Annotated in this window: 26 protein-coding genes; 15 read left to right on the plus strand and 11 right to left on the minus strand. The window is 60.1% G+C overall.

What is annotated here, in order from left to right:
- The 4 genes from KGB03_RS21475 (at position 1) to KGB03_RS21490 (ending at position 4,101) form a co-directional block, all read left to right on the plus strand.
- On the plus strand, positions 1-894 hold the full coding sequence (locus tag KGB03_RS21475; protein WP_076028448.1) for a LysR family transcriptional regulator ArgP: 894 nt from the start codon (positions 1-3) through the stop codon (positions 892-894).
- A gap of 61 nt (positions 895-955) precedes the next feature.
- Entirely contained in the window at positions 956-1,948 is a 993-nt protein-coding gene (locus tag KGB03_RS21480) for an NAD-dependent epimerase/dehydratase family protein (RefSeq protein WP_218536326.1), read from the plus strand.
- Positions 1,949-2,067: 119 nt separating this feature from the next.
- A complete protein-coding gene (locus KGB03_RS21485) occupies positions 2,068-2,940 on the plus strand; it encodes an ATPase (protein ID WP_223528826.1) in 873 nt (290 codons plus the stop codon).
- A gap of 312 nt (positions 2,941-3,252) precedes the next feature.
- Complete coding sequence (locus tag KGB03_RS21490; protein ID WP_111451960.1) at positions 3,253-4,101, plus strand: cache domain-containing protein; 849 nt, start codon at positions 3,253-3,255, stop codon at positions 4,099-4,101.
- Positions 4,102-4,252: 151 nt separating this feature from the next.
- Here the strand turns inward: KGB03_RS21490 and KGB03_RS21495 are convergent, their stop codons facing one another.
- Genes KGB03_RS21495 through KGB03_RS21510 form a run of 4 tightly spaced genes read right to left on the minus strand, consistent with a single transcriptional unit; the run spans position 4,253 to position 5,976 of the window.
- Entirely contained in the window at positions 4,253-4,462 is a 210-nt protein-coding gene (locus KGB03_RS21495; protein ID WP_007906737.1) for an SEC-C metal-binding domain-containing protein, read from the minus strand.
- Positions 4,459-4,953, minus strand: coding sequence for an LEA type 2 family protein (locus KGB03_RS21500; RefSeq protein WP_192406481.1), 495 nt, complete (start codon positions 4,951-4,953; stop codon positions 4,459-4,461). The genes KGB03_RS21495 and KGB03_RS21500 overlap by 4 nt, the downstream gene beginning before the upstream one ends.
- A 44-nt stretch (positions 4,954-4,997) precedes the next feature.
- Positions 4,998-5,474: a YchJ family protein gene (locus KGB03_RS21505; protein ID WP_223528829.1), complete on the minus strand. Its 477-nt coding sequence runs from the start codon at positions 5,472-5,474 to the stop codon at positions 4,998-5,000.
- Positions 5,475-5,478: 4 nt separating this feature from the next.
- Entirely contained in the window at positions 5,479-5,976 is a 498-nt protein-coding gene (locus tag KGB03_RS21510) for a DUF6231 family protein (protein ID WP_111450958.1), read from the minus strand.
- Positions 5,977-6,168: 192 nt separating this feature from the next.
- Here KGB03_RS21510 and KGB03_RS21515 point away from each other — a divergent pair, with 192 nt between their 5' ends.
- From KGB03_RS21515 to KGB03_RS21530, 4 genes are all read left to right on the plus strand, one after another.
- Complete coding sequence (locus KGB03_RS21515) at positions 6,169-6,864, plus strand: OmpA family protein (RefSeq protein ID WP_218536328.1); 696 nt, start codon at positions 6,169-6,171, stop codon at positions 6,862-6,864.
- An 89-nt stretch (positions 6,865-6,953) separates the two neighbouring features.
- Positions 6,954-7,670, plus strand: coding sequence for an OmpA family protein (locus KGB03_RS21520; protein ID WP_218536329.1), 717 nt, complete (start codon positions 6,954-6,956; stop codon positions 7,668-7,670).
- A 148-nt stretch (positions 7,671-7,818) separates the two neighbouring features.
- Entirely contained in the window at positions 7,819-8,097 is a 279-nt protein-coding gene (locus tag KGB03_RS21525; RefSeq protein ID WP_218536330.1) for a DUF1145 domain-containing protein, read from the plus strand.
- Positions 8,090-8,848 carry a collagen-like protein gene (locus tag KGB03_RS21530; RefSeq protein WP_218536331.1) on the plus strand — a complete coding sequence of 253 codons (759 nt, stop codon included), beginning with the start codon at positions 8,090-8,092 and terminating at the stop codon, positions 8,846-8,848. The genes KGB03_RS21525 and KGB03_RS21530 overlap by 8 nt, the downstream gene beginning before the upstream one ends.
- 145 nt (positions 8,849-8,993) lie before the next feature.
- Here KGB03_RS21530 and KGB03_RS21535 read toward each other — a convergent pair whose 3' ends face one another.
- The gene (locus KGB03_RS21535) at positions 8,994-9,458 is read right to left on the minus strand and encodes a CopD family protein (protein WP_111450953.1); all 465 of its coding nucleotides are present in this window, start codon (positions 9,456-9,458) and stop codon (positions 8,994-8,996) included.
- 99 nt (positions 9,459-9,557) lie between these two features.
- Between KGB03_RS21535 and dinG the strand changes: the two genes are divergently transcribed.
- The 5 genes from dinG (at position 9,558) to pdxH (ending at position 17,600) form a co-directional block, all read left to right on the plus strand.
- On the plus strand, positions 9,558-11,702 hold the full coding sequence (gene dinG, locus KGB03_RS21540) for an ATP-dependent DNA helicase DinG (protein ID WP_008153901.1): 2,145 nt from the start codon (positions 9,558-9,560) through the stop codon (positions 11,700-11,702).
- Positions 11,703-11,797: 95 nt separating this feature from the next.
- Positions 11,798-14,305 carry a beta-galactosidase gene (locus KGB03_RS21545; protein WP_223528834.1) on the plus strand — a complete coding sequence of 836 codons (2,508 nt, stop codon included), beginning with the start codon at positions 11,798-11,800 and terminating at the stop codon, positions 14,303-14,305.
- A gap of 242 nt (positions 14,306-14,547) precedes the next feature.
- On the plus strand, positions 14,548-15,693 hold the full coding sequence (locus tag KGB03_RS21550; RefSeq protein WP_223528837.1) for a serine hydrolase domain-containing protein: 1,146 nt from the start codon (positions 14,548-14,550) through the stop codon (positions 15,691-15,693).
- Between the two features lie 113 nt (positions 15,694-15,806).
- Positions 15,807-16,928 carry an OmpA family protein gene (locus tag KGB03_RS21555; protein ID WP_218536333.1) on the plus strand — a complete coding sequence of 374 codons (1,122 nt, stop codon included), beginning with the start codon at positions 15,807-15,809 and terminating at the stop codon, positions 16,926-16,928.
- Between the two features lie 24 nt (positions 16,929-16,952).
- A complete protein-coding gene (gene pdxH, locus KGB03_RS21560; RefSeq protein ID WP_111450948.1) occupies positions 16,953-17,600 on the plus strand; it encodes a pyridoxamine 5'-phosphate oxidase in 648 nt (215 codons plus the stop codon).
- Positions 17,601-17,605: 5 nt separating this feature from the next.
- Here pdxH and KGB03_RS21565 read toward each other — a convergent pair whose 3' ends face one another.
- Entirely contained in the window at positions 17,606-17,842 is a 237-nt protein-coding gene (locus KGB03_RS21565) for a hypothetical protein (RefSeq protein ID WP_192406499.1), read from the minus strand.
- Positions 17,843-18,010: 168 nt separating this feature from the next.
- On the opposite strand from KGB03_RS21565, the gene KGB03_RS21570 reads away from it, so the two are divergent.
- Positions 18,011-18,475 (plus strand): glycine zipper 2TM domain-containing protein, encoded by a 465-nt coding sequence (locus KGB03_RS21570; protein WP_056739294.1) that lies wholly within the window; start codon positions 18,011-18,013, stop codon positions 18,473-18,475.
- 66 nt (positions 18,476-18,541) lie between these two features.
- Here the strand turns inward: KGB03_RS21570 and KGB03_RS21575 are convergent, their stop codons facing one another.
- The 3 genes from KGB03_RS21575 to nhaA form a co-directional block, all read right to left on the minus strand.
- A complete protein-coding gene (locus tag KGB03_RS21575; RefSeq protein WP_223528840.1) occupies positions 18,542-18,793 on the minus strand; it encodes a pyocin S6 family toxin immunity protein in 252 nt (83 codons plus the stop codon).
- Between the two features lie 10 nt (positions 18,794-18,803).
- A complete protein-coding gene (locus KGB03_RS21580) occupies positions 18,804-19,994 on the minus strand; it encodes an S-type pyocin domain-containing protein (protein WP_223528845.1) in 1,191 nt (396 codons plus the stop codon).
- A 121-nt stretch (positions 19,995-20,115) separates the two neighbouring features.
- Positions 20,116-21,303: a Na+/H+ antiporter NhaA gene (nhaA, locus tag KGB03_RS21585; protein WP_218536335.1), complete on the minus strand. Its 1,188-nt coding sequence runs from the start codon at positions 21,301-21,303 to the stop codon at positions 20,116-20,118.
- Positions 21,304-21,542: 239 nt separating this feature from the next.
- Here nhaA and KGB03_RS21590 point away from each other — a divergent pair, with 239 nt between their 5' ends.
- Positions 21,543-22,637: a PLP-dependent cysteine synthase family protein gene (locus KGB03_RS21590; protein WP_218536336.1), complete on the plus strand. Its 1,095-nt coding sequence runs from the start codon at positions 21,543-21,545 to the stop codon at positions 22,635-22,637.
- A 134-nt stretch (positions 22,638-22,771) separates the two neighbouring features.
- Here the strand turns inward: KGB03_RS21590 and KGB03_RS21595 are convergent, their stop codons facing one another.
- Positions 22,772-24,385 carry an NAD(P)/FAD-dependent oxidoreductase gene (locus KGB03_RS21595; protein ID WP_218536337.1) on the minus strand — a complete coding sequence of 538 codons (1,614 nt, stop codon included), beginning with the start codon at positions 24,383-24,385 and terminating at the stop codon, positions 22,772-22,774.
- Between the two features lie 95 nt (positions 24,386-24,480).
- Positions 24,481-25,134, minus strand: coding sequence for a COG3650 family protein (locus KGB03_RS21600; protein WP_218536338.1), 654 nt, complete (start codon positions 25,132-25,134; stop codon positions 24,481-24,483).
- Positions 25,135-25,271: the final 137 nt, after the last annotated feature.

The raw sequence follows: 25,271 nt of genomic DNA on the forward strand, positions 1-25,271 counted from the left end.
ATGTTCGACTACAAATTGCTTTCTGCCTTGGCCGCGGTGGTCGAGCAGGCCGGGTTCGAACGTGCGGCTCAGGTGCTGGGTTTGTCGCAATCGGCGATCTCCCAGCGCATCAAATTATTGGAGGCGCGGGTCGGCCAACCGGTGCTGGTGCGGGTGACACCGCCGGCCCCGACCGAAATCGGCCGACGGCTGCTCAACCATGTGCAGCAGGTGCGTTTACTTGAACGGGACCTGCAAACACTGGTGCCGGCACTCGATGAAGAAGGTCTGCCGGAACGTCTGCGCATCGCCTTGAATGCCGACAGCCTCGCCACGTGGTGGGCCGCAGCCGTCAGTGATTTCTGCGCCGAGCAACACCTGCTGCTGGATCTGGTCGTCGAAGACCAGACGGTGGGCCTCAAACGCATGCGCGCTGGCGAAGTGGCCGCGTGCATCTGCGCCAGCGAGCGACCGGTGGCCGGCGCACGCAGCGTTTTGCTGGGGGCCATGCGCTACCGTGCGTTGGCCAGCCCGGCATTTATCGCCCGGCATTTTCCTGAAGGTGTGCGCGCCGATCTGTTGTCGAAAACGCCCGCGCTGGTGTTTGGCCCGGATGATTTCCTACAGCATCGCTACCTCGCGTCCCTTGGCGTCGATGGCGGATTCGAACACCATCTATGCCCCTCGTCCGAAGGCTTCATCCGTCTCACGGAAGCGGGACTCGGTTGGGGCCTGGTGCCAGAACTGCAGGTGCGCGAGCAACTGGAACGTGGCGTATTGGTAGAGCTTTTGCCCGATAAGCCGATCGATGTGCCGCTGTACTGGCATCATTGGCGCAATGGCGGTCAGTTGCTGGGGCTGCTCACTGATCAGCTGGTGCGTTCGTCGAAGCAATGGCTGGTGCCGTTGGACTGACGGGCAGCGTCAAGACCTCACGCAAAATGCAAAACGCAAAACGAAATATTCGGAGCAATTCATGAAGATTCTGGTTACCGGCGCAAGCGGCTTCATCGGCGGGCGCTTTGCGCGTTTTGCCCTGGAGCAGGGCCTGGACGTGCGGGTCAACGGTCGCCGGGCCGAAAGTGTGGAGCATCTGGTGCGCCGTGGCGCCGAGTTCATCCAGGGTGACTTGAGCGACCCGGAACTGGCACGTGACCTGTGCTCAGACGTTGAAGCCGTGGTGCATTGCGCCGGTGCGGTCGGTTTGTGGGGGCGTTATCAGGATTTCCATCAAGGCAACGTGCAGGTCACGGAAAACGTGGTCGAGGCCTGTCTGAAACAGCGGGTTCGGCGACTGGTGCATTTGTCGTCGCCGTCGATCTACTTTGATGGCCGCGATCACCTGGGACTGACCGAAGAACAGGTGCCCAAGCGCTTCAAGCATCCCTACGCCGCGACCAAATACCTGGCCGAGCAAAAGGTTTTCGGCGCTCAGGAGTTCGGCCTCGAAACCCTGGCCCTGCGCCCGCGTTTCGTGACGGGGGCTGGCGACATGAGCATTTTTCCGCGGCTGCTGAAAATGCAGCGCAAAGGACGGCTCGCGATCATCGGCAACGGCCTGAACAAGGTTGATTTCACCAGCGTGCAAAACCTCAATGAAGCATTGCTCAGCAGTTTGCTGGCCAGCGGTTCGGCGTTGGGCAAGGCCTACAACATCAGCAACGGCACGCCGGTGCCATTGTGGGACGTGATCAATTATGTGATGCGCAAGATGGATGTCCCACAGGTCACGCGCCACCGTTCCTACGGTTTGGCCTACACCGTGGCGGCGCTCAATGAGGGCGTGTGCAAACTGTGGCCAGGTCGTCCCGAGCCGACCCTGTCGCGCCTGGGCATGCAGGTGATGAACAAAAATTTCACCCTGGACATCAGCCGCGCCCGGCATTATCTGGACTACGATCCCAAAGTCAGTCTCTGGACCGCCCTCGATGAATTCTGCGGCTGGTGGAAGGCCCAGGACATCCGCTGACGCACGGGTTAGCGCCGCCACACTGAACCGAGTTCGGGGTTGAGGGTCAATCGATGCGGCAGTGGGGAGTTATACTGCGCCGCATCAAGCCATCACCGCGTTCCACAAAGGTTGACTCAATGTCCATGCGTAACGATGCCAACGACGACTTCGATCTGCCGAGCCTGCGTGCCGACAGCCTCGACGACGATGATTTTCCGACCACCGCTCGCACCTCCGTGCATTCGCGGACCACGCCAGTCGTCAAAGTCAAAAGTTCGAGCACCGGCCCGCTGTGGGCGCTGGTCGGCGCCTTGTTCTTTGCGTTTGCAGGCCTGGCCTGGTGGAGCTTTCAGCAGCTCTCGCTGATGGAACAGCAATTGGTGGCGACCCAGGAAAGTTTCGCGCGTATCAGTGAAGAAGCGGCGGGGCGCTTGCAGGACATTTCCGGCAAGGTTGTCGCCAGTCAGACCAACGTCAACAGCGACAGCGAAGCCTTGAAACTGCAAATCAAACAGCTGGAAAGCAAACTCCAGGATCAAAGCAAACAACAGCAGGGCGTTGTCGGCCAGACCACCGATCTGGACAAGCGCCTGGCGCAGATGAGTGCACAGACCACCGAGCTGGATAAGCGCCTGGCGCAGATAACCGGGCAAGGTAGCGAACAACAGACCGCCACCATTCAATTGCAGGCTCAGGTCAAAGTCTTGAACAGCGATGTAGCCGTGCTGAAAAGCAACCTGACGGACACCGACAAATTCGACGCGCAACTTAAAAGCCTTGGCTCCGACATCGTTGCCCTGAAGAAACAAGGCAACCCGAGCGCCGCCATCGAGCGCCTGGAGCAGGAAGTCATTATCCTCAAAAGCCAACAGGACAATCGCTCGGCCGCGACGTCGGGCGGGACCAATACCGCCGAATTCGACGCCTTCCGTAGCCAGGTCACCCGCACCATCAACTCCCTTCAAGCGCAGATCCAGAATCTGCAGCAGCAGCTGCGCGCAAGGCCGTAAGAACCAACCAGCTACACCAAGCTGCTTTAGCAGCTGGCGAGGTGAGGTGAGGTGAGGTGAGGTGAGGTGAGAAGAGGGGGATTGTGGCGAGGGGATTTATCCCCGTTGGGCTGCGAAGCGGCCCCTGTTTTTCCAACCATACCGCGTCCAATGGATTACGACGGCTTCGCCGCCGAACGGGGATAAATCCCCTCACCACACCTCACCCCGCCCCGCAGGCTGCATGATCATGTTCTGTGCTTTCCTGAATATTCATACATATCCCCAAGCCGTCTACGCTCTTGAAACACCAACAAGAACGAGGGATGCGCAATGGGGTTTTTGCATAGGTTGGCCTTGCTGGGCGTGATGCTTTTGCTGTGTCTGGGCCAGGTTCAAGCCGCCGGCACGGAAAAGGACGACAGCCAGGCTGCCAAAGCCTTGCTGGAAAAAGCCCTGGCGTACTACCACGACCATGGCGACAAGGCCTTCGCTGCTTTCAGCCGTCAGGGCGAGTTTGTCGACAAGGATCGTTACGTGTTCGTGGTCGACACCAAAGGCGTGATGCTCGCCAGCGGCGGGCCGTCTTCGGCGTTGATTGGCCGTGATGTGTCCGATGTGCTCGGGCCGGATTTGCAGAAAGCCTTCAAAGACGCCTTGAAAGTGCCGGAGGGCAATGGCATCCAGCAAGCCGAGTATCGCTGGCAGAACTGGTCTGACGGCAAGGTCGAACGCAAGCATGTGTTTTACCAGCGCGTCGGTCAGCGGATCCTGGCGGTCGGTTATTACTTGCCACGGGCCTCAGCGGAACAGGCGATGGCGTTGCTGAACAAAGCGGCGGCCGATCTGGCCAAGGACGAGAAGGGCACGCTCACGGCCATCAACTCCCTCAAGGGCGGTTACTTGCAGGATGACCTGTACGTCTTCGTCGTCGACCTGGATAACCAGCGTTATGTCGCCCATGGCACCAACCTGCGGTTGATCAATACCGATTTCAGCAAGATCAAGGATCCGGAAGGCAAGCCGGTTGGGGAGCCGATCCTGGCGCTGATGGCCAGGCAGGACGATGGCGAATACGAGTACCGCTGGAAAAACCCGGTGACCGGCAAGGTTGAGGACAAACATGCCTACCTGAAAAAGGTCGGGCATTTTCTTGTGGCTGTCGGGTATTACAGCCCTTGAATGGTGGTGCCTGACGGACCGCATTCGCGAGCAAGCCCGCACACATTGGAATTCGGGTGTTCACATAGTTTGTGTTCAATGCAAAACCCTGCGGGAGCGGGCTTGCTCGCGAAGGCGGCTCAACAGGCGAAGAAGTTCTTCGCCCGAAGCATCAAGCGCCGTGGCACTTCTTGAATTTCTTGCCGTTGCCGCAGGGGCAAGGGTCGTTGCGGCCGACGTCTTTCAGGGCGTTGCGCACCGGTTCCTGGTGGGCGTGGCCGCAGTTCGGGCCGTGGACATGGCCATGGTCGTGATCATGGTGGTCGTGATGGTCATGATCGTGGTTGCAGTCAGGGCCATGGACATGGGGTTGCTGGGTCATCGGTTTTGCTCCGGAATTAAATCGGCGGGGATTATCACGCCATTGCGCGCCAGGTGCACGTAGTGCGCGATGAATAAACCGGTTTCCAGTTCACCTTCCAGACGATAGGGAATGGGCTGGTCGGGTTTTTTCAGCAGTTTCACCAGATCCCGCACCTTGGGCCACAGGTTGGTGCGGATCGGCACTTTAAAGTAGGTACTGTGTTTGGGGCCGACCGTAAACCAATGTTCGTGCTCGCCTTCGGTCAGCAACATGTCGCCCAAGTGAATGCGGTACTCGATGCCTCGCACCGTCAGGTCACTGTCGTTGGGGTTGTCGACGCGAAAGTGCAGCAAGAATTTTTGCTGCATCAATTTGGCCTGGACCACTTCGACCTTGACCAGATGCACCTGCGGTTCCGGTTCATCATCGCTGAACCAGGACACACAACCGCCAAGCCCCAGAAAAAGGAACAAGGTGAGCATCTGTAAGACGCGCCGCTGACTGAGCATGGAGTGACTCCCTTTGATGCCCAGTCTAGTCTCTTGCGATTACCTCAACTGCTGAAATAACCCGCACAACACTTCTTGAACTTTTGTCCGCTGGCGCAAGGGCACGCATCATTGCGCCCGGCCTTGAGTTGTACGGTGGGGTCGATGAAGTACCAGTGGCCGGCGTTCTGCACGAACGACGAGCGTTCGCGGTGGCTGTGTTCACCGCTGCCGTCGTGCCAGCGCGCGGTAAATGTCACGAATGCATGTTCCGGCTGACCGCCCAAGACCTCGGAGCTTTCTACTTCAAGGCCCAGCCAGGTGCTTTGGGCGCTCCAGTCGCGGATGGACTGCCGATCCAGGCCTGCCTGTTGTGCGGGCAGGGTGGTCGCCACCAGATAATCGATCAGCCCCAGTACGTAGGCGCTATAGCGCGAACGCATCAAGGCTTCGGCACACGGCGCCGGATGGCCGGCATGGTAATGGCCGCAGCAGGCATCAAGCGGGATGCCGCTACCGCAGGGGCAAATGGATGTACTCATGGCGTTACCACCAATATTTCCCGAAGTTTTCCGGATTGGCCCAGAACCGTGAGTTGAGCCAGTCGGGGACTTGTTTGTAGTCAAGCAGATCATAGGTGAACAGGGTCAGCACTTGATCGTCGCGCTGGAAGCGTTCACTGGCTTGCAGGGCCAGGGAGAAAAAATCGGTTTCCTGCCAGCCGCTGGCCGGCAAGTCCGCCAGCACCGCGATGCGACTGGCGTTGAGGTTACGGATCCCGCCCAGCAGGTTCAGGCCCTCGCGTTTGGGCAAGTGTTCGAGGCAATCGACCACCAGCGCCAGGTCAAACCGGCGCGCCGCCAGTTCGGCCGGCAACACTCCGGGTGCTGCATGGGCCACACATGTTTCCGGGTGCGCCAGCTTGAAGGCCTCCAGCGCGGGGAACTCGCTGGCGCCAATCAGCAACAGGCGCGCGGGGGCGTAACGATCAAGCAAAGCGGCCAACGCCTGCTGGGGCGTGCGCGAAGAAATACCTGCAATCATCGAAGATCCTCAATCAGAGCTGCCAAGACTAGCCTGCTCAAAGGGCCGGGCCTAGAGGTGGTTTGTCGCAAAAGCGTCGATCTACCGTGAACACAGGACAAAACTGCAATGGCCTATTGCTGGCGGAGATTAAAACTCGGGTCTTTACTACCTGAAATCGGTTTTAAGCCGATCCCCTCAGGAGAAAACTAGATGAGCATAGTTCGCACAGCATTACCCTTGGTTCTGCTAACCAGTGTGTTGACTGGTTGCGCAGGTTTGCAGAAAACCGACTGGCCGACCTGTGCGGCGGTCGGTGGCGTCGTGGGTGCCGGTCTCGGCGCGACCGAGAGCTCGGCATGGGCGGGGTATGGCGCGCTGCTTGTCGGCGGCACGGCTGCGGCCTATTGCTGGGTTCACGGTGATGGCGACGAAGACGGCGATGGCGTGCCGGATAGCCGCGACAAGTGCCCGGGAACACCTCGAGGCGTACGGGTCGATGCCGACGGTTGCCCTCCACCGGTGCCTGCGCCAGTGGTCGAAGAAAAGGCCGTGGTTAAAGAAGAAGTCATCGTCATTCGCGATGTTCACTTCCAGTTTGACAAGGCCATACTGACCCCTTCCGATAAAGAGGTACTCAACACAATCGCCACTCGCCTGAAGCAGGAATCGAGCACGGCCCAACTGACTGTAACCGGTTACACCGACAGCGTGGGCAGCGATAACTATAACCAGAAGCTGTCGGATCGTCGTGCGCACGCGGTGGTTGAGTACCTGATTTCCCAAGGCGTACCCCGCAGTGAATTCGTGTCTGTGACCGGTGCCGGGGAGAGCCAGCCGGTTGCCGATAACAAAACCGCTGACGGCCGCGCGTTGAACCGTCGCACGGAAATCAAAATCAACCGCTAACCTCTCGTACTCCGCGGCTTGTGCAGTCGCGGTTGCGCGTCTTTACTCCTGTGTGACCGGCATTGGCCGGTAACACAGGAGCTTTCACCATGAGTGTTCTCACACGGACCGTCTTGCCGGTTGTGCTGCTGGGCAGCCTGTTGACCGGTTGCGCTACACACAGCGATGGCACCGCCCCCCTCAATCAACGAACCTGGCCAATCTGCAGCGTTATCGGCGGCCTGGTCGGTGGCGGTCTGGGTGCTCTCCAAAATGGCGGTTGGGCGGCCGGTGGCGCGGCGCTTGGTATCTTGACCGGTGGCTTGATCTGTTATGCCCAGGATGGCGACGAAGACGATGATGGAGTTTTCGATCGACGTGATCGCTGCCCTGATACGCCCGCCAATACTCCCGTCGAACATCATGGTTGCCCATTGCCGCAGTACCCGGCCAGCGTGAAACCTGAACCTGCGCAATCGGAGGTCATCACCCTGAACGACGCGGGCGACGTGCTGTTTGCCTTCAATCAATCCGAACTGACCCCGGCCGCGCAGAGCAAGCTGGATTCGCTGATGCCCAAACTGCAAAGCGCCGATGTGGTGAGCGTCAAGGTGGTCGGTCATACCGACAACGTCGGCTCGGACAGCTATAACCAGGCACTCTCGGAACGCCGCGCCAGTAGCGTGGCGGCCTACCTGTTAAGCCAGGGCCTGGCGCCGAACAAGCTCACCAGCGAGGGCAAGGGCCAAAGTCAGCCGGTGGCCGCTAACGAAACGGAAGAAGGACGGGCGAAAAACCGTCGGGTGGAGTTGCACATCAATCGCTGAGCCCCGTGATAGAGCCGTCGGGCCACAATTGAAGTCGGTCTGACGGCCATTCGGCGGCCTTCATGAAGAATTTTCCGTTGCCCTCTGGCTTAACCCGCGTGTAAGCCGGTACTGTGCGCGCAAAGAATAATTCTCAGCGGGGGAGCGTATGAACGTGTTTTGGGGGCTGGGGAAGTTGTTGACCCTGCTGTTCTGGCTGGTGGTGCTGACCAATCAGCTCATGCCGTTTGTCAATCCTCTGCATCTGCTGGTGGATCTGGCCGGCGGCCTGCTGGCCTGCCTTCATCTTCTTGAGGCGGTGTTCTGTTTCCGCAGCCTCAGAGGTCGCGCTCACCCTTGGCTTGATCGCCTGAATATCCTCTTTTTCGGCGTTTTCCACCTGCAAACCCTCCCGGCTCCGACCGCTCCTAAGGCTTCCCATGCGTAAACTCTGTCTGCTCGCTGCACTCATCAGCCCATTGGCCTGCGCCCAGGTGGTGAGCGTCGAAACCAACTCGCTGATGCGTTTGCCCAACACCGCCAGCACCTTGCAGCTGGAACGCCTGGAAGTGGCCGACTACGGCACGTTATTGATTCCCTCGAACGTGACGGAGGTTTCTGTCGGTGAATTGCGTCTGGGTCGTGAAGCGCGGATCGCCATCGTACCCGGCGAACAGCCGCTTGAGCTGAAGGTCAGTCGTGCGCAATTGTCGGAAGGCAGCCAGATCACGGCTCGCGGTGCGCCGGGGACTTACCTCAAGGCAGCCCGCTCCGGGCGTAACCTGAACTTGCAGATCAAGGCATTGAGTGCGCCGCAATTGTGGGTGGACGCTCGTGGCGGTGCGGGCGCACCGGGTTTCGTCGGTCTCGATGGGGCCAACGGTCAGGCTCCGGGTTGTACCTGGGGCCAGGCCGGTCGTGGTGCCGATGGTAGTGATGGTAGCGACGGTCAGCCCGGCGCGCCGGGTGCAATGGTTCGTCTGGAAGTGCCACGCGATTACCCGGCGGAGCTGATCAAGGTTCAGGTGGCCGGGGGTGACGGCGGTGTGGCCGGGCCTGGCGGTAAACCGGGCGCGGGTGGCAAGGCCAAGGGCTGTTTCGTTTACAAGGCCGATGGCGGAAAAAATGGTCGTCCAGGTGCTGATGGCCAGCCGGGGCCTGCCGGTGCGGCAGGTTCGGTGACCGTGCAGCGTCTGTAAGAGGTTTCTGGAATGTGTGTCGTCTGATCGATCGCTATCGCGGGCAAGCCTTGCTCCTACAGATTTTGCGTTGTTCACAACTTTTATGAACGACATTAAACCTGTAGGAGCAAGGCTTGCCCGCGATAGGGTCAGCCCCGTCGCCTCAAAACATCGGCCGCGCCGCAGCAATCGCCACCAACACCAACCCGACAATCAGATTAATCCCCACCAACTTGCGAATTTTCCCAAGCGTCGCCGCCCCGGTCGGCCAATCCTGCGCCGCCACTGCCGTGCGCAACTCTGGCAACAACAACGCCTGAATCCGGATAAACAGCGCCGTCATCACCACGTACAACCCCATCATCACCTGCACATACCGCGGTGCCGCTTCAAAACCGCTGAACTGCAAATGAATCATGCCCACACCGCTGATCGGCAACAGCACCACCGCGACCCAGACCCAGCGGAAAAAACCTTGAAACACTTCTACCCACAGCTTCAAGCGGGCAGGGCCTTCAAGTGCCTTCATCGCCGCGGGCCGCAAGACCATCCACGCGAAAAACATGCCGCCAACCCACACCAGGGCTGACAGTACATGCAGGGTATAAACAAGGCCAAAAGGTGTCATTGGGGTACTCCGTTCTGCGCGGGATTAATTAGCGCGGTATGATAGCCGCCGAACCGAACCACTGAAAATTTATCCAGCGTTTTTTGCGCCCGACAATCCATGATCAGCACTGAACTCAAAACCACGATCCAGGGCGCCTACTCGCGTTTTCTCGAAGCCAAGAGCCTCAAGCCGCGCTACGGCCAACGCCTGATGATCGCCGAAATTGCCAAGGTCCTCGGTGACATCGACACCGACGACGAAGGCCGGCGCAGTGGCGACCCCGCGATCGTCGCGGTGGAAGCCGGCACCGGTACCGGCAAAACCGTGGCCTACAGCCTGGCCGCCATCCCCACGGCCAAGGCTGCCGGCAAACGCCTGGTGATTGCCACGGCCACCGTGGCCCTGCAAGAGCAGATCGTCTACAAGGATTTGCCCGACCTGATGCGCAACAGCGGGCTGAATTTCAGCTTTGCCCTGGCCAAGGGGCGCGGTCGCTACATGTGCCTGTCCAAGCTCGACATGTTGCTCCAGGAAGGTCACGCACAAACCGCCACGGCGCAGTTGTTTGAAGAAGAAGGCTTCAAAATCGAGGTCGACGAGGCCAGTCAGAAGCTGTTCACCAGCATGATCGAGAAACTCGCCGGCAATAAATGGGACGGCGACCGTGACAGCTGGTCCACTGCCCTGGAAGACGCCGACTGGGCGCGACTGACCACCGATCACAGCCAGTGCACCAACCGCCATTGCCCGAACTTCGGCCAGTGCGCCTTCTACAAGGCCCGGGAAGGCATGGGCAAGGTCGACGTCATCGTCACCAACCACGACATGGTACTGGCCGACCTGGCACTGGGCGGCGGCGCCGTGTTGCCGGACCCGCGCGACACCATCTACGTGTTCGACGAAGGCCACCACCTGCCGGACAAAGCCATCGGCCATTTCGCCCATTACACGCGTCTGCGTTCCACCGCCGACTGGCTGGAAACCACCGCCAAGAACCTCACCAAGTTGCTGGCTCAACATCCGCTGCCGGGCGACCTGGGCAAGTTGATCGAGCAGGTGCCGGAACTCGCGCGGGAGATCAAGACCCAGCAGCAATTCATGTTCAGCGCCTGCGAGCAGGTCGCCGATTTTAAACCGGGTGAAGACGTCGAAGGTCGCGAGCGGCCGCGTCATCGCTTCGTCGGTGGGGTGATTCCCGAGCACATGCGTGAAATGGGTGTCGAGCTGAAGAAGGGTTTCGCCCGTCTGACCGATCTGTTTACCCGTCTCACCGAACTGCTCAAGGAAGGCATGGACGGCGAGGTCAACATCGGCATCGCCAGCAACCAGGCCGAGGAGTGGTACCCGCTGTTCGGCAGTCTGTTGTCCCGTTCTTCGGGCAACTGGGAGTTGTGGGTCGCGTTCACCGCTGAAGACCCGGAAGACAACCCGCCGATGGCCCGCTGGCTGACCCTGGCCGAAAGCGGCTCGCTGTTCGACATCGAGGTCAACGCCAGCCCGATCCTCGCGGCGGAAATGCTCCGTCGCAATTTGTGGAACGTGGCTTACGGCGCTCTGGTGACCTCCGCGACCCTGACCGCGCTCGGCACTTTCGACCGCTTCCGCATGCGCGCCGGCCTGCCGAAAAAAGCCGTGACCGCGGTGGTTCCGAGCCCGTTTCATCACGCCGACGCTGGTGTGCTGCGGGTGCCGGACCTGAAGGCCGATCCGCGTGATGCGCCGGCCCATACCGCAGCGATCATTCGCGACTTGCCGGCCTTGGTGGAAGGTTCGCGCGGCACCCTGGTGCTGTTCTCCTCGCGCAAACAGATGCAGGACGTGTTCGACGGCCTCGACCGCGACTGGCGCAAGCAAGTGTTCATTCAAGGCAACCTGTCGAAACAGGAAACCCTGAACAAGCACAAGGCGCGGGTCGATGGCGGCGATTCCAGTGTGTTGTTCGGCCTGGCGAGTTTTGCCGAAGGGGTGGACTTGCCGGGGGCGTACTGCGAGCACGTGGTGATCGCGAAGATTCCATTCTCGGTGCCCGATGATCCCGTCGAAGCGGCCCTGGCCGAGTGGATCGAGGCTCGGGGTGGCAATCCGTTCATGGAAATCTCCGTGCCGGATGCTTCGCTGAAGCTGGTCCAGGCCTGCGGTCGCTTGCTGCGTACCGAAGAAGACCGCGGCACCATCACCTTGCTCGATCGACGCCTGGTCACCCAGCGTTACGGCAAGGCAATCCTCAATGCGTTGCCACCCTTCCGACGTGAAATTTCCTGATACAGGGCTGGGCAATTTTGCCCAACCCGTTGTCTATCTCTCTACCATCGCTTTTCCACTGGCCATTGTTGGTCGTTAGGGAGAATTTCGTTCTCATGATTCGCCGTTCGTTGCCCGCTGTATTCGCTCTGATGTTCGCAGCCCCTTTGCTGGCGGCTCCTGCCGGCCAACAGACGCTGTTCAACTTTGTGCGCCCCGCCGATGTGGTCCAGGTGGCGACTCAGGACGCCAGCCTGCCGCAATCCAACGCCGAGCAAACGGCCGAAGGCGAAGTGCTGCGTCGGGTGACGTTCAACCCGGTGGCACAACCGAACTTGCGTCTGACCCCGCAGACGGGCGCCTGGGACTGGTCGCAATCGGGCTTCATGAGTTTGCGGATTCAGAGCGCAATGGACTGGGCCGTGACCCTGTACGTGAAAATCCAGAGCAACGATGGCAAGACGCTGGTCAGCCGCGTCGACTTGCCGGCCGGCCCTGCGCAAACCTTGTTGGTGCCGCTGCAACCCTTTACGCCATTGAGCCTGGGCCTGAAAGCCGGCCCGCCAATGCCGATGACGTTCGATGGCCAACGCGTATTGCTGGCCAGCAGCGCCGGAGAGCTGGAGCGCAGCCAGGTGGTGTCGGTGACCTTGTCGATGGATCAGCCGAAAGTCGCCCAGAGCATCCTGCTGGAACGCTTTGGCGTGCAGGACGGCGATGCGGTTACCCAAGCGGCTTTCGGCGGGCTTGTAGATGCTTACGGTCAGTCGACCCGAACCAAATGGCCAGAGAAAGTCAGCAGCGACGAGCAACTGAAAAGCGCGGCCGCCAAGGAACGTCAGCAACTGAAAACCTGGCTGGCCGAGCGCGAGAAGTCGTCCCTGGACAAGTTTGGTGGCTGGAACAAAGGCCCGTCATTCAAGGCCAGCGGTTTTTTTCGCACGGAGAAGCGCGACGGTCGCTGGTACCTGGTGACCCCGGAAGGCCATCCGTTCTATTCGCTCGGGGTCAACACCATCACCCCGGATGTCGACCAGACCTACGTCGCCGGCCGCGAGTGGATGTTCGAGTCCCTGCCCAAACCGGACGAGCCGCTGGCCAGCCATTATGGCGAAGGCGATAACCGTGGCGGCAACGGCGTCGATCAGGGCCGAGGCTACAATGCCGGTCGCTGGTACGACTTCTATGGCGCCAACTTGCAGCGTCTGTATGGTCCGCCGTGTGTGGTGACCAGCGACACCAAGGCCGGTGTCGCCGAAGCGGCCAAGGCTGACGCGGTTGCGGCAACGGTGGAGAAGGCTGCTGAGCAACCGGTCGTTCCTTCGACGGCCGAATCCGGTATCGCCGAAGCCGCCAAGACCGACGCTGTTGAAGCGACCGCCGCGAAAGCAGCTGAGCAAACGCCTGCCGAACCCTGCAAAGCGGCGGTTGATGAACAGCGCTGGGCCAGCCACACCCTTGATCGCCTGCAAGCCTGGGGCTTCAACACTATCGGCAACTGGAGCGCCCCGGCGCTGGCCAACGCTGATCGCGTGCCGTACACCTTGCCGCTGTCGATCGTCGGCGATTACGCCAGCATCAGCACCGGCACCGACTGGTGGGGCGGCATGCCCGATCCGTTCGACCCGCGTTTCGCCATGGCCACCGAACGTGCCGTGGCCATCGCCGCGCGCGACCATCGCGATGATCCATGGCTGATCGGTTACTTTGCCGACAACGAATTGGCCTGGGCCGGTCCCGGCGACGACCCGAAAGCCCGTTACGCCTTGGCCTACGGCACCTTGAAAATGACCACCGACGTGCCGGCCAAACGCGCGTTCCTCAAGCAATTACGCGACAAGTACCGCAACCAGGCAGGCCTGTCGAAAGCCTGGGGCATTGACCTGCCAGCCTGGGAATTGATGGAAGATCCGGGCTTCGAAGCGCCGCTGCCAAGTGCCGAGCACCCGGAAATCGAAGCCGACTTCAAATACTTCCAGAAGGTCTTCGCCGACACTTACTTCAAGACCATTTCCGACTCGCTCAAGTGGCACTCGCCGAATCAGCTGTTGCTGGGCGGCCGGTTTGCCATCAGCACCCCCGAAGCAGTTGAGTCCTGCGCTCAGTATTGCGACGTGCTGAGCTTCAACATGTACACCCTGCAACCGCAGGACGGTTACGACTTCGCCAAGCTGCGCAGCCTGGACAAACCGGTGCTGATTACCGAGTTTAACTTCGGCTCGGCCGATCGTGGCCCGTTCTGGGGCGGTGTGACGCAATTGCCCAAGGAAGAAGACCGTGGGCCCGCTTACGCCAATTTCCTCAAACAGGCGATGAGCGAACCGTCGATCGTCGGCGTTCACTGGTTCCAATACCTTGACCAACCGGTTAGCGGTCGTCTGCTGGATGGCGAGAACGGTCACTTCGGGCTGGTGGGCATTACCGATTTGCCGTTCCAGGGTTTCGTCGATACCGTGCGCAAGAGCAATTTGCAGACCGTCGATCTCGGTAAAGAGGCCGAGAAGGCCAAGACTGAGGCGGATAAAGCCGGGCAAGCAGCTCAGGGCGGCAGAAAAGGCGAGGCTGGCAAAGGCGCAGGGCAGGGCGCTGGCCATGCGGGTGGGCATTCCGGTAATGGGCATTAAATAGCTGAAACAGTGTCATCGTTCTTCGCGAGCAAGCCCGCTCCCACATTCAATCGCATTCTTTCTGAAAGAACTCGGTCGAATGTGGGAGCGGGCTTGCTCGCGAAGGCGTCCGCCAAGGCACGCTAAAGATCTGATCCAATCCATAGGTGGGCGACCGCCCAGCCCGCCATAGTTCCCAAAACCCTCTAGGGCTGGAACAATGCGGCCACTTTGTAGAACATTATCCAGAGGAGTTGCGGGTGCAGATTCAGGGTTTTTACGAGCTGAAGTTCGAAGCGGTGCGTGAAGCTTTCGCGGCGCTGTTCGACGATCCTCAGGAACGGGGTGCAGCGTTGTGCGTCAAGATCGGCGGTGAAACCGTGGTCGACCTTTGGGCCGGCAGCGCGGACAAGGACGGCACCGAAGCCTGGCACAGCGACACCATCGCCAATCTGTTCTCCTGCACCAAGACCTTTACCGCGGTGACCGCCCTGCAACTGGTAGCCGAAGGCAAGCTGCAACTGGATGCCCCGGTTGCCCGCTACTGGCCCGAGTTCGCCGCCGCCGGCAAAGAGTCCGTGACCTTGCGTCAATTGCTCTGCCATCAGGCCGGTCTGCCGGCGCTGCGTGAGCTATTGGCCCCGGAAGCCCTTTACGACTGGCAAACCATGGTTGACGCCCTGGCCGCCGAAGAACCGTGGTGGACGCCGGGAAATGGTCACGGTTATGCGGCTATCACCTACGGCTGGCTGATCGGTGAGTTGCTGCGGCGTGCCGACGGTCGTGGGCCGGGTGAGGCCATCGTGGCGCGAGTCGCGAAGCCTTTGGGCCTGGACTTTCACGTCGGCCTGGCGGATCAAGAGTTCCATCGCGTGGCGCACATCGCCCGTGGCAAGGGCAATGTCGGCGATGCCGCCGCCCAGCGCTTGCTGCAAGTGACCCTGCGCGAGCCGACGGCCATGACCACGAGGGCGTTCACGAACCCGCCGTCGATCATGACCAGCACCAACAAACCCGAGTGGCGACGCATGCAGCAGCCGGCCGCCAATGGCCACGGCAATGCCCGCAGCCTGGCCGGGTTCTATGCCGGTCTGCTCGATGGCAGCTTGCTGGAAAGCGAAATGCTCGAGGAACTGACCCGCGAGCACAGCCTCGGCGAGGACAAGACTTTACTGACCCGGACCCGTTTCGGCCTGGGTTGCATGCTCGATCAACCGGACGTCCCCAACGCCACCTACGGCCTCGGCCCTCGTGCGTTCGGTCATCCAGGGGCGGGCGGTTCCACCGGCTTTGCTGACCCGGAACACGATGTGGCCTTCGGCTTTGTGACAAATACCTTGGGACCGTACGTCTTGATGGATCCGCGCGCACAAAAGCTTGTGCGAGCACTGGCCACTTGTCTGTAAAACGCGCTCAGGGGTTCCAGGGCCGGAACCCCAAGGCCTTTTTGATTTCCAAGCGTCTGTTTATCCGGGTCAATCCGGCCTGATAGTTAATTACTTCATTTTGTGGATATCCAATGTCTTCCAATAAAACCCTCGCTTTGGCTCTGTGCTTCGCTATTACCGGTTGCGCACAAACTCCACAAAGTGACTCGGATGGCAGCAGCTGGTGGCCGTTCGGCTCTTCCGACAAAGTCGCCGCTAAAGGCCCGGCTCCGGCTCCGACCCCAGCCCCGGCACCTTTGAAGCCTGCCGCGACCGCTCCGGTGGCCAAGGCTGAAAGCTCCAACCCTTGGTACTGGCCATTCGGTTCCGATGAAGTTCTCGACAAGAAGCCAGAGGTGAAAGCTGAAGCCAAGCCCGAAGCCAAACCGGTCGAGGTGGCCAAGGCCAAGGCTGAGGCCGATGCAGGTGGCAATTGGTGGTGGCCGTTCGGCGGCAAAGAGCAAAGCACTGCCAAAGCCGTGCCGATGCCTGATCCTAAAGTTACCCAAGCCTGGCTCGACGACTACGAGCCGCGCTTGCGCGAAGCGGTCAAGGGCAGCAACCTGCAACTCGAACGCCGTGAAAACGTATTGGTGGTGACCGCGCCGGTAGAAGGCTCGTTCAACCCTGACCGTCCGGCCATGCTGCTGCCGGTGACCCTCGGCCCGTTCACTCGCGTCGCGAAAATTCTTGAAGTCGATCCGAAAACTGCCGTGCTGATTCTGGGCCACAGTGATACGTCGGGTGCCGCACCGGCCAACGTGAAACTGAGCCAGGAGCGTGCCCAGGCCGTGGCAGCGATTTTCCGCCTCAGCGGTCTGCAGCGTGATCGCCTGATGCTGCGCGGTATGGGTGGCGAAGCCCCGCGTGCTGCCAACGACAGCAATGAAGGCCGTGCCTTGAACCGTCGCGTCGAACTGCTGGTGACTCCGCAAAACACCATGGTCGCGTTGCTGAGCAAGTACAACATGCCGGCCCCGGCGCCAGTGAAATTGGTCGCTGCCCAGGACGTCAAGCCAGTAGTCAAACCGGTCACCCCGGCGCCAGCCGCGAAGAAAGCCGATGTGCCTGCGGCGAAAAAAGCCCCGGCCAAGAAAGCCGCCGCCAAGAAGGCGCCGGCTAAAACTGCAACGCCGGCGAAAAAGACTGCCCCGGCCAAAGCCGCTGCCGACACGAAAAAAGTCGCCGACGCCGCCGATACTGTAAAAAAGTGATTCGTTAACCAAAAGGAATGCGCCATGACCCAGGGCCTGGCTGATATGCGTCGCGACTACACCCGTGATGGCCTGACCGAGGCGCAAGCCCCGGCCGAGCCGTTCGCGCTGTTCCATCAGTGGTTCGCCGACGCGGTGAAAACCGAGCAGGCGCCGGTGGAAGCCAACGCCATGACCCTGGCCACCGTCGATCAGGACGGTCGGCCGCATTGCCGCATTCTGCTGCTCAAGGGGCTGGACGAGCAGGGTTTCACCTTCTTCACCAACTACGACAGCGCCAAGGGCCAGCACCTGGCCGCGAACCCGTTCGCGGCCATGACCTTTTTCTGGCCGGCCCTGGAGCGTCAGGTGCGCATCGAAGGGCGGGTGGTGAAGGTTACGCCCGAGGAGTCCGACGCCTACTTCCAGGTTCGGCCGCTGGGCAGTCGTCTCGGTGCCTGGGCTTCGCCCCAGAGCCGGGTGATCGCCGATCGTGCCGAGCTGGAAGCGCTGCTCAAGAACACCGAGCAACGTTTCAGCGACACACAACCTCATTGCCCTGAGCACTGGGGTGGTTACCGTTTGTTACCGGAGCGCATCGAGTTCTGGCAAGGCCGTCCGAGCCGCCTGCACGATCGCCTCAACTACCGCTTTCAGGGCGCCGACTGGACTCTTGAACGTCTGGCACCTTAAGCCATCTACCGATCGGGATAGCCTGCCGCAGCGGCTTCAAGCCACTGCGGCAGGTCTCGGCGCTTGATCTTCTGCGCTTGAGCGTTCGCCAGTTGCTGGAGCATGAACGCCTTTTTCTGCTCGTCTTTACCCGCCAGTGACAACGCCAGATCGCGGTCCATCCAGCGTTTGATCCGCACGTATAGCCACCAGTGGAAATACAATCCGGCAACGGTAGTGACGACAATGATGAAGTAATCCATGACAATCCTTGGGGCAGCGGCGCAGATTCCGGAATTTGCCGCTACTGTGTGGTGAGTTCGTGGAGGTGCCTGTACCGGGCCTGAATCAAACCAATTTTATCCGGGCGAGGCCGTGACAGGCGTCAAGCTGCGGAGTTTAATGAATACTTGTCCTTTGGAGTTGATGCTATGCGTAAGTCTGTTCTGCTGGTTGCTTCCTTTTCCACGATGGCGATGTTGCTCACTGGCTGCCAATCGAGCCTGACCGGTGACTCCTACTCCCGTGACGAAGCGCGTCGCGTGCAGACCGTTCGCATGGGCACCATCGAATCCCTGCGGCCGGTCAAAATCGAAGGCACCAAAACCCCAATCGGCGGCGCGGCTGGCGCCGTCGTGGGCGGTGTCGGCGGTAGCGCCATCGGTGGCGGTCGCGGCAGCATCGTTGCTGCCGTTATCGGCGCAGTCGCCGGTGGCCTGGCAGGTTCTGCAGCCGAAGAAGGCCTGACCCGCACTCAGGGCGTGGAAATCACCGTGCGCGAAGACGACGGCAGCATGCGCGCCTACGTGCAACAGGTTCAGGAAAATGAAGTGTTCCGTGTTGGCGAACGTGTGCGGATTGCTACTGTTGATGGGACGAGCCGCGTTTCGCACTAAGCGGGAATACGGGTAAAAGAAAACCCCGATCAGGTGACTGGTCGGGGTTTTGTTTGTTAAGGATTGTCACTGCGCGGTGCGGGGGCCTATAAAATATTCCAGCCCCTCGGGGAAGTCGATTTCTAATAGTTCTGCAACCTGTAGGATTTGAGCACCTGTCAGTTCCAGTTCTCCAGGCTCTATTTCTTCCAGTTTTTTTGACTCGGTCAATTGAGCCAATGCCTGGTTCATCTCATAGTCTTTGATGGTCAGTTGGAACTGCAATGAATCATCTTGTTTTTCATCAGGGTAAAAACCGGTGATGGATAGATAGCGCATAGTTTTCTCTTCAGTTTCTTGAGGTTTTTCTACCAGGTTTTGCCTTTTTAGTTCGCTCGCCAGTTACGTGATTGAATTCGCCCAAATGCACTCCGAATTTATCGTAAAGCTCTACAGCACCGCTTTTGGAATCCCATTCATATATACGGCCTCTGCGGTCTAGCCATCGGGCTCGTTTTTTACCTCCACCTCGAACTGAAACCTTCGGTTTTACGGGGAGTGCATCAGGGAAGCCTGGGAGGGTTTCTGGATCATCGTAGTACTTATGATCCCCCGGCATGCTCATCACTACATAAACCGGATTTACCCCTGAACCCAGCGGAAACACAAGAATGAAATCCTTGTACTCCGGCGGGTAAACCGGATTCACGATGATGCTATCCGCCGCTTTCGTCGGCGGATAAACCCAAATGTGCGGCGCTTGCGGAGCTGCTTCCAGCGCTGGAATACCAAGGATGTCGGAACCATCCACAGCCGGTGTCCAGATCAGCTCAACACCATCCCCCAGATCCGCCACCTGCTGACTGCCGCGCAAGCTGAACTGCACGACATCAACCATTTCCCAATCACGGTTCTTGCCGGTGTAGAAACCGTATCCCTTGAGACTGCCGTCAGCCTGTTGCTCGACTCTTAGCCGAACACGAGTTCGAGCCTGTTTCAGGGCGCGTAACTGATCTTCGGTATAGAGCGCGCTATCGCCGAGACTCGGCGTCCAGAAGAACGCGACCAGGCCGGCCAATAGGGTGGTTCCAGCAGCACCGAGTGCTGCGGTGGGAACAGCGATAGCCGGGGCGCGAAGAGCCATTCGGCCGATACCAAGCGAAACGGTACTGCCGCTGATGGTTTCAAGATTCAGCAGCCCGGCTTCGTCTGCCTCGCGAGCACCGAGCCAGGCGACTTCTCCGTAGTCCTTGAGGTTGTCGGTGGGCACCATCCCCGAAGGATTCGAGTAATCGATGATGGCGTCGGGAAGCTTGCAGGACTTGGCGAAGACGCAGCCCGCGCGAACGGCTTCGTGCTTTTTCGCGACGACCTCACGACTCCGTTCGAAGGCGTCTTGCCTCGCGAGCATGGCGTCGTAAGCGTTTTGTCGGGCATCCCGCGCGGCCAGTTCGGTGGCCGTCATAAAGCGGTGAGTGACGTGATGACCGTCGCCTGACGGAGGGTTCTTGACCCGGGGAATGTCCTTATTGCCAGCCACTGATCTTCCTTGCGTTCGAACATCGACAGCCCCCAACAAAGGGGCTGTGCGACGTTAACGAACGAGGCTGATCGTGGCTGTAGGACGAGTCTTGAATGACGCTAAGAGTTGTCTCTGTTTATCAGGATTGCAGAGTGGCACTCTTGCGACTCGCCGCCGCCGTCACCGCATAACCAATCAATGCTGCCAGTATCGAACCGGTCAAAATCCCCATCCGGTCCATCCCTGCGTATTCACTGGCACCCGGCACAAACGCCAGGGAGCCGACAAACAGGCTCATGGTGAAGCCAATGCCGCAGAGGATTGCCACGCCCATTACCTGGCCCCAGTTGGCGCCTTGGGGCAGGGCGGCAATGCCGATTTTCACGGCCAGCCAGGTCAGGCCGAAGACGCCGAGGGTTTTGCCCAGCAGCAGACCGACTGCGATGCCCATCGGTACGTGGTGGGTGAAGCTTTCGACGGTCACGCCACTCAGGGACAGGCCGGCGTTGGCGAAGGCGAACAGTGGCAGGATGCCATAGGCCACCCATGGATGCAGGGCATGTTCGAGGGTCAGCAGCGGCGAAGGTTCGGCGTTTTTCGTGCGCAGGGGAATGCAGAAGGCCAGGGTCACACCGGCCAGTGTCGCGTGGACACCGCTCTTGAGCACGCAAACCCAAAGAATCAGGCCGATGATCATGTACGGCCCGAGCTTGACCACCCCGAGCCGGTTCATCGCGATCAGTGCCACGATGCACGTCGCGGCCAGGGACAGAGAAAGGGTCGAGAGCGTACCCGAGTAGAAGATCGCAATGACGATGATTGCGCCGAGGTCGTCAATAATCGCCAACGTCATCAGGAAAAGCTTCAGCGACACCGGTACCCGCTTACCCAGCAGGGCCAGTACGCCGAGGGCGAAGGCGATGTCGGTGGCCATCGGGATGGCCCAGCCACCCAGGGCTGCCGGGTCATCGCGGTTCAGAAACCAGTAGATCAACGCCGGAACCACCATGCCGCCAATCGCCGCCGCGCCGGGCAGGACGATTTGCGACGGTTTCGACAGTTGACCGTCGAGGACTTCGCGCTTCACTTCCAGACCGATCAACAGGAAGAACAGGGCCATCAGGCCGTCGTTGATCCACAGCAGCGCCGGTTTGGCGATTTGCAACGCACCGACCTGCGCCACGACCGGAGTGTCGAGAAAACTGCTGTAAAGCCACGACAGCGGGGAATTGTTGATGATCAACGCCAGGGCAGCAGCGGCGATCAATAACAGTCCGCTGGCAGCTTCCAACTGGAAGAAACGCGTGAAAGTGCTACGCAGAGGCAAGGTCGCTCTCCATCGATGAATTCAAAAGGTGGCACACCCTAACCCGTACCGTTAGTTGTTAAAACAAAAGTTATATTCTTTTTTGTTATATGCCGTTACAACGTGAACGATCAGCAGGGACCTGAGCCTAGCAGTTGTCGGGCGTATTGAACGTCAGCTGTACCTGTGCGTGCTGTAGGTTTTTTCCTAAGCTTGTTAGCTGAGCCTTGCAACAAGGCCGACTCAACGAGAAAACCACCATGAGCGACAACCGACAGTGGGCCCGCGAAGCCATCCGGATCATCGAGGCCGACTTCCAGCGCAGCGCCGACACCCACCTGATTCCCTTGCCGCTGCCGGGTTTTCCGGGCATCGAGTTGTATTTCAAGGATGAGTCCAGTCATCCCACCGGCAGCCTGAAGCACCGCCTGGCGCGCTCGCTGTTTCTGTATGCGCTGTGTAACGGCTGGCTCAAGCCCGGGGCGCCGGTGATTGAAGCGTCCAGCGGTTCGACGGCGATTTCCGAGGCCTACTTCGCCAGTTTGCTGGGCTTGCCGTTCATTGCGGTGATGCCGGCGAGCACGTCCAAAGAGAAAATCGCGCAGATCGCTTTCTACGGCGGCAAGAGTCATTTGGTCGACGATCCGACGCAGATCTACGCCGAATCCGAGCGCCTGGCCCGTGAACACGATGGGCATTTCATCGACCAGTTCACCTATGCCGAGCGCGCTACCGACTGGCGGGCGAACAACAACATCGCCGAGTCGATCTTCCAGCAAATGCGCTTCGAACTGCACCCCGAGCCGAGCTGGCTGATCTCCAGCCCCGGCACCGGCGGTACCACCGCGACGCTGGGCCGTTACGTGCGTTACCGACAACATTGCACCCGCGTGCTCTGCGCCGATGCCGAGCGCTCGGTGTTCTTCGATTACTACCAGACCGGCGACGCCAGCCTGCGCCTGGATTGTGGTTCGCGGATTGAAGGCATTGGCCGGCCTCGGGTCGAAGCGTCGTTCCTGCCCAAAGTGATCGATGCGATGGTCAAAGTGCCGGACGCGTTGTCTCTGGCGGCCATGCATTACCTGGCGCAGCGTTTGGGACGTCGAGTCGGCGGGTCGAGCGGGACCAACCTGATCGGCGCGTTGATGGCGGCCCAGCAGATGGCGGCGGCGGGGGAGTCGGGGTCAATCGTGGCGATTCTGTGTGATGGCGGCGAGCGCTATGCCACCACTTACTACGATCAGGATTGGCTCAAGGGCCAGGGGTATGAGTTGAGCGGTTTGATGGATGCCGTGGCGGCGAGTGTCGAGCGCGGCGAGCCGTTGCCGGCCAGCGTGCTGCGCGCCAATATCTGACACGCTGAAAACCAATGTGGGAGCGAGCCTGCTCGCGATATCGGTAAATCAGTCAACATCTCTGTTGAATGTTAATCCGCTATCGCGAGCAGGCTCGCTCCCACAGGGTATTGCGTTGTTTCAGGCGTCGCGTATCAGGCCTCGAGGCCGAGGATGTCGCGGGCCACGGCTTCTGCAATCCGAATCCCGTCGACACCCGCCGACAGAATCCCGCCCGCATAACCCGCGCCTTCACCCGCCGGGAACAAGCCTTTCACGTTCAGGCTCTGCATCGACTCGTTACGGGTAATCCGCAGTGGCGACGACGTACGGGTCTCGATCCCGGTCAACACCGCGTCGTGCAGCGAGTAACCGCGAATCTGCTTCTCGAACGCCGGCAACGCTTCGCGAATGGCTTCGATGGCGAACGCCGGCAAGGCCAACGCCAGATCACCCAAGGCAACTCCCGGTTTGTAGGACGGCTCGACGCTGCCCAACTCGGTGGACGGCTTGCCGGCAATGAAGTCGCCGACCAGTTGCGCCGGCGCTTCGTAGTTGCTGCCGCCCAACACAAAGGCGTGGGATTCCAGGCGTTCCTGCAACTCGATACCCGCTAGCGGGCCGCCCGGATAATCGACTTCCGGGGTGATCCCGACGACGATCCCGGAGTTGGCGTTGCGCTCGTTACGCGAGTACTGGCTCATGCCGTTGGTGACCACGCGGCCCGGCTCGGACGTCGCCGCCACCACGGTACCGCCCGGGCACATGCAGAAGCTGTAGACCGAACGTCCGTTGCTGGCGTGGTGCACCAGTTTGTAGTCGGCGGCCCCGAGTTTCGGGTGGCCGGCGTACTTGCCCAAGCGTGCGCGGTCGATCAGCGATTGCGGGTGTTCGATGCGGAAACCGACCGAAAACGGCTTGGCTTCCATGAACACACCACGGCCATGCAGCATGCGGAAGGTGTCCCGAGCGCTGTGGCCGAGGGCCAGAATCACGTGTTTCGAGTGAATCTGCTCGCCGCCATTGAGCTCGACGCCGACCAGTTGGCCATCCTCGATCAACACATCGGTCACCCGCTGCTGGAAGCGTACTTCGCCACCCAACGCGCGAATCTGCTCACGCATGTTTTCCACAACACCGGTCAGACGGAACGTACCGATGTGCGGTTTGCTGACGTAGAGGATTTCTTCTGGAGCACCTGCTTTGACGAACTCGTGCAGGACTTTGCGACCGATGAATTTCGGGTCCTTGATCTGGCTGTAAAGCTTGCCGTCAGAGAACGTCCCCGCGCCGCCTTCACCGAATTGCACGTTGGATTCCGGGTTAAGCACGCTTTTACGCCACAGACCCCAAGTGTCCTTGGTGCGCTGACGCACTTCGGTGCCGCGCTCGAGGATGATCGGCTTGAAGCCCATTTGCGCGAGCAGCAGCCCGGCGAAAATCCCGCACGGACCGAAGCCCACGACGACAGGACGTTGCTCAAGATCAGCCGGCGCCTGGCCGACCGCTTTGTAGCTGACATCCGGCGCCACGTTGACGTTACGGTCATCGGCGAACGTGCGCAGCACCGCCGCCTCATCGCGAACGTTGAGGTCGATGGTGTAGATGAAGCACAGCTCGGAGGACTTTTTGCGCGCATCGTAGCTGCGCTTGAACAAGGTGAAATCGAGCAGGTCATCACTGCTGATGCCCAGGCGCTGCACGATGGCAGGACGCAGGTCTTCTTCGGGATGGTCGATCGGCAGCTTGAGTTCGGTGATTCGTAACATGACAGGATCCGGTTCGCGGGGCGCACAACTGCGCCAAGGCGTTTGAAGCCCGCGATTATAAGCCTCAACGAATGATTCCCGTGAGGCTAAAACGATCAGTCGTTACGCGATCCGCCGAAATACCCGCAGCCACGCTGAACCTGGCCGTCGATGCGCAGTTCGGCGCTCATGTGCTGGACACTGCCGGTGCTGCTGTCGACGCAACGTTGCGGCGCGACCCACAGTTCGATGTGCTGGTTATTGGCTTCGGTGCTGAGGTTGAAGCGGCCATCGCCCAGTTGCTCTTCAACGTAGGGTACGGCCAATGGCGGCTGACCGGCGCGCTCGATGACCATGCCTTTGCCGCTGACTTTCACGTTCCACTCAGGCCCATGGCCGGCAGCGCGCAGAATCAGCACTTTGAAATTCGGATCGTTGCATGCAGTGCCCGAGCGCTCGACGCGGTACAGCTGCGCAAGGTCGAGACGGCTGTCGACGACCCGCCCGCGTACGTCAGCAAACAGCTTGCCTTGGTCATCGGCCAGGGTCGCAGCCTCTTGCAGGAGGCTGGTACCACCGGTGTCGTTGACTACATAACTGCGCTGTTCATTGCACGGCTGGAACAACAGCTTGCCGTCGGCCGCCGTCAATTGGCCCTGCATGCGGGTCTGGCCCACGTGGGAGGCACTTTCACGCGGGCCGTCGAGCAACTGGCAAGCGGCAAACAATGGAAGCAGGGCAACAAGGACTAAGGAACGGGCAACACGCATCTTTGAGTCTCCAGACAAGTGCCGCCACGTTACTCAGCCTGACCGTTCATCACAACCCCACTACTTTTGAATTCGATTCGCCCATCACTTGTAGGAGCACGGCTTGCCGGCGATGGCGTCTTCGATATCGCCATCGC

The organism is Pseudomonas sp. BF-B-26 (genome assembly GCF_019956495.1).
Taxonomy (GTDB): Bacteria; Pseudomonadota; Gammaproteobacteria; order Pseudomonadales; family Pseudomonadaceae; genus Aquipseudomonas.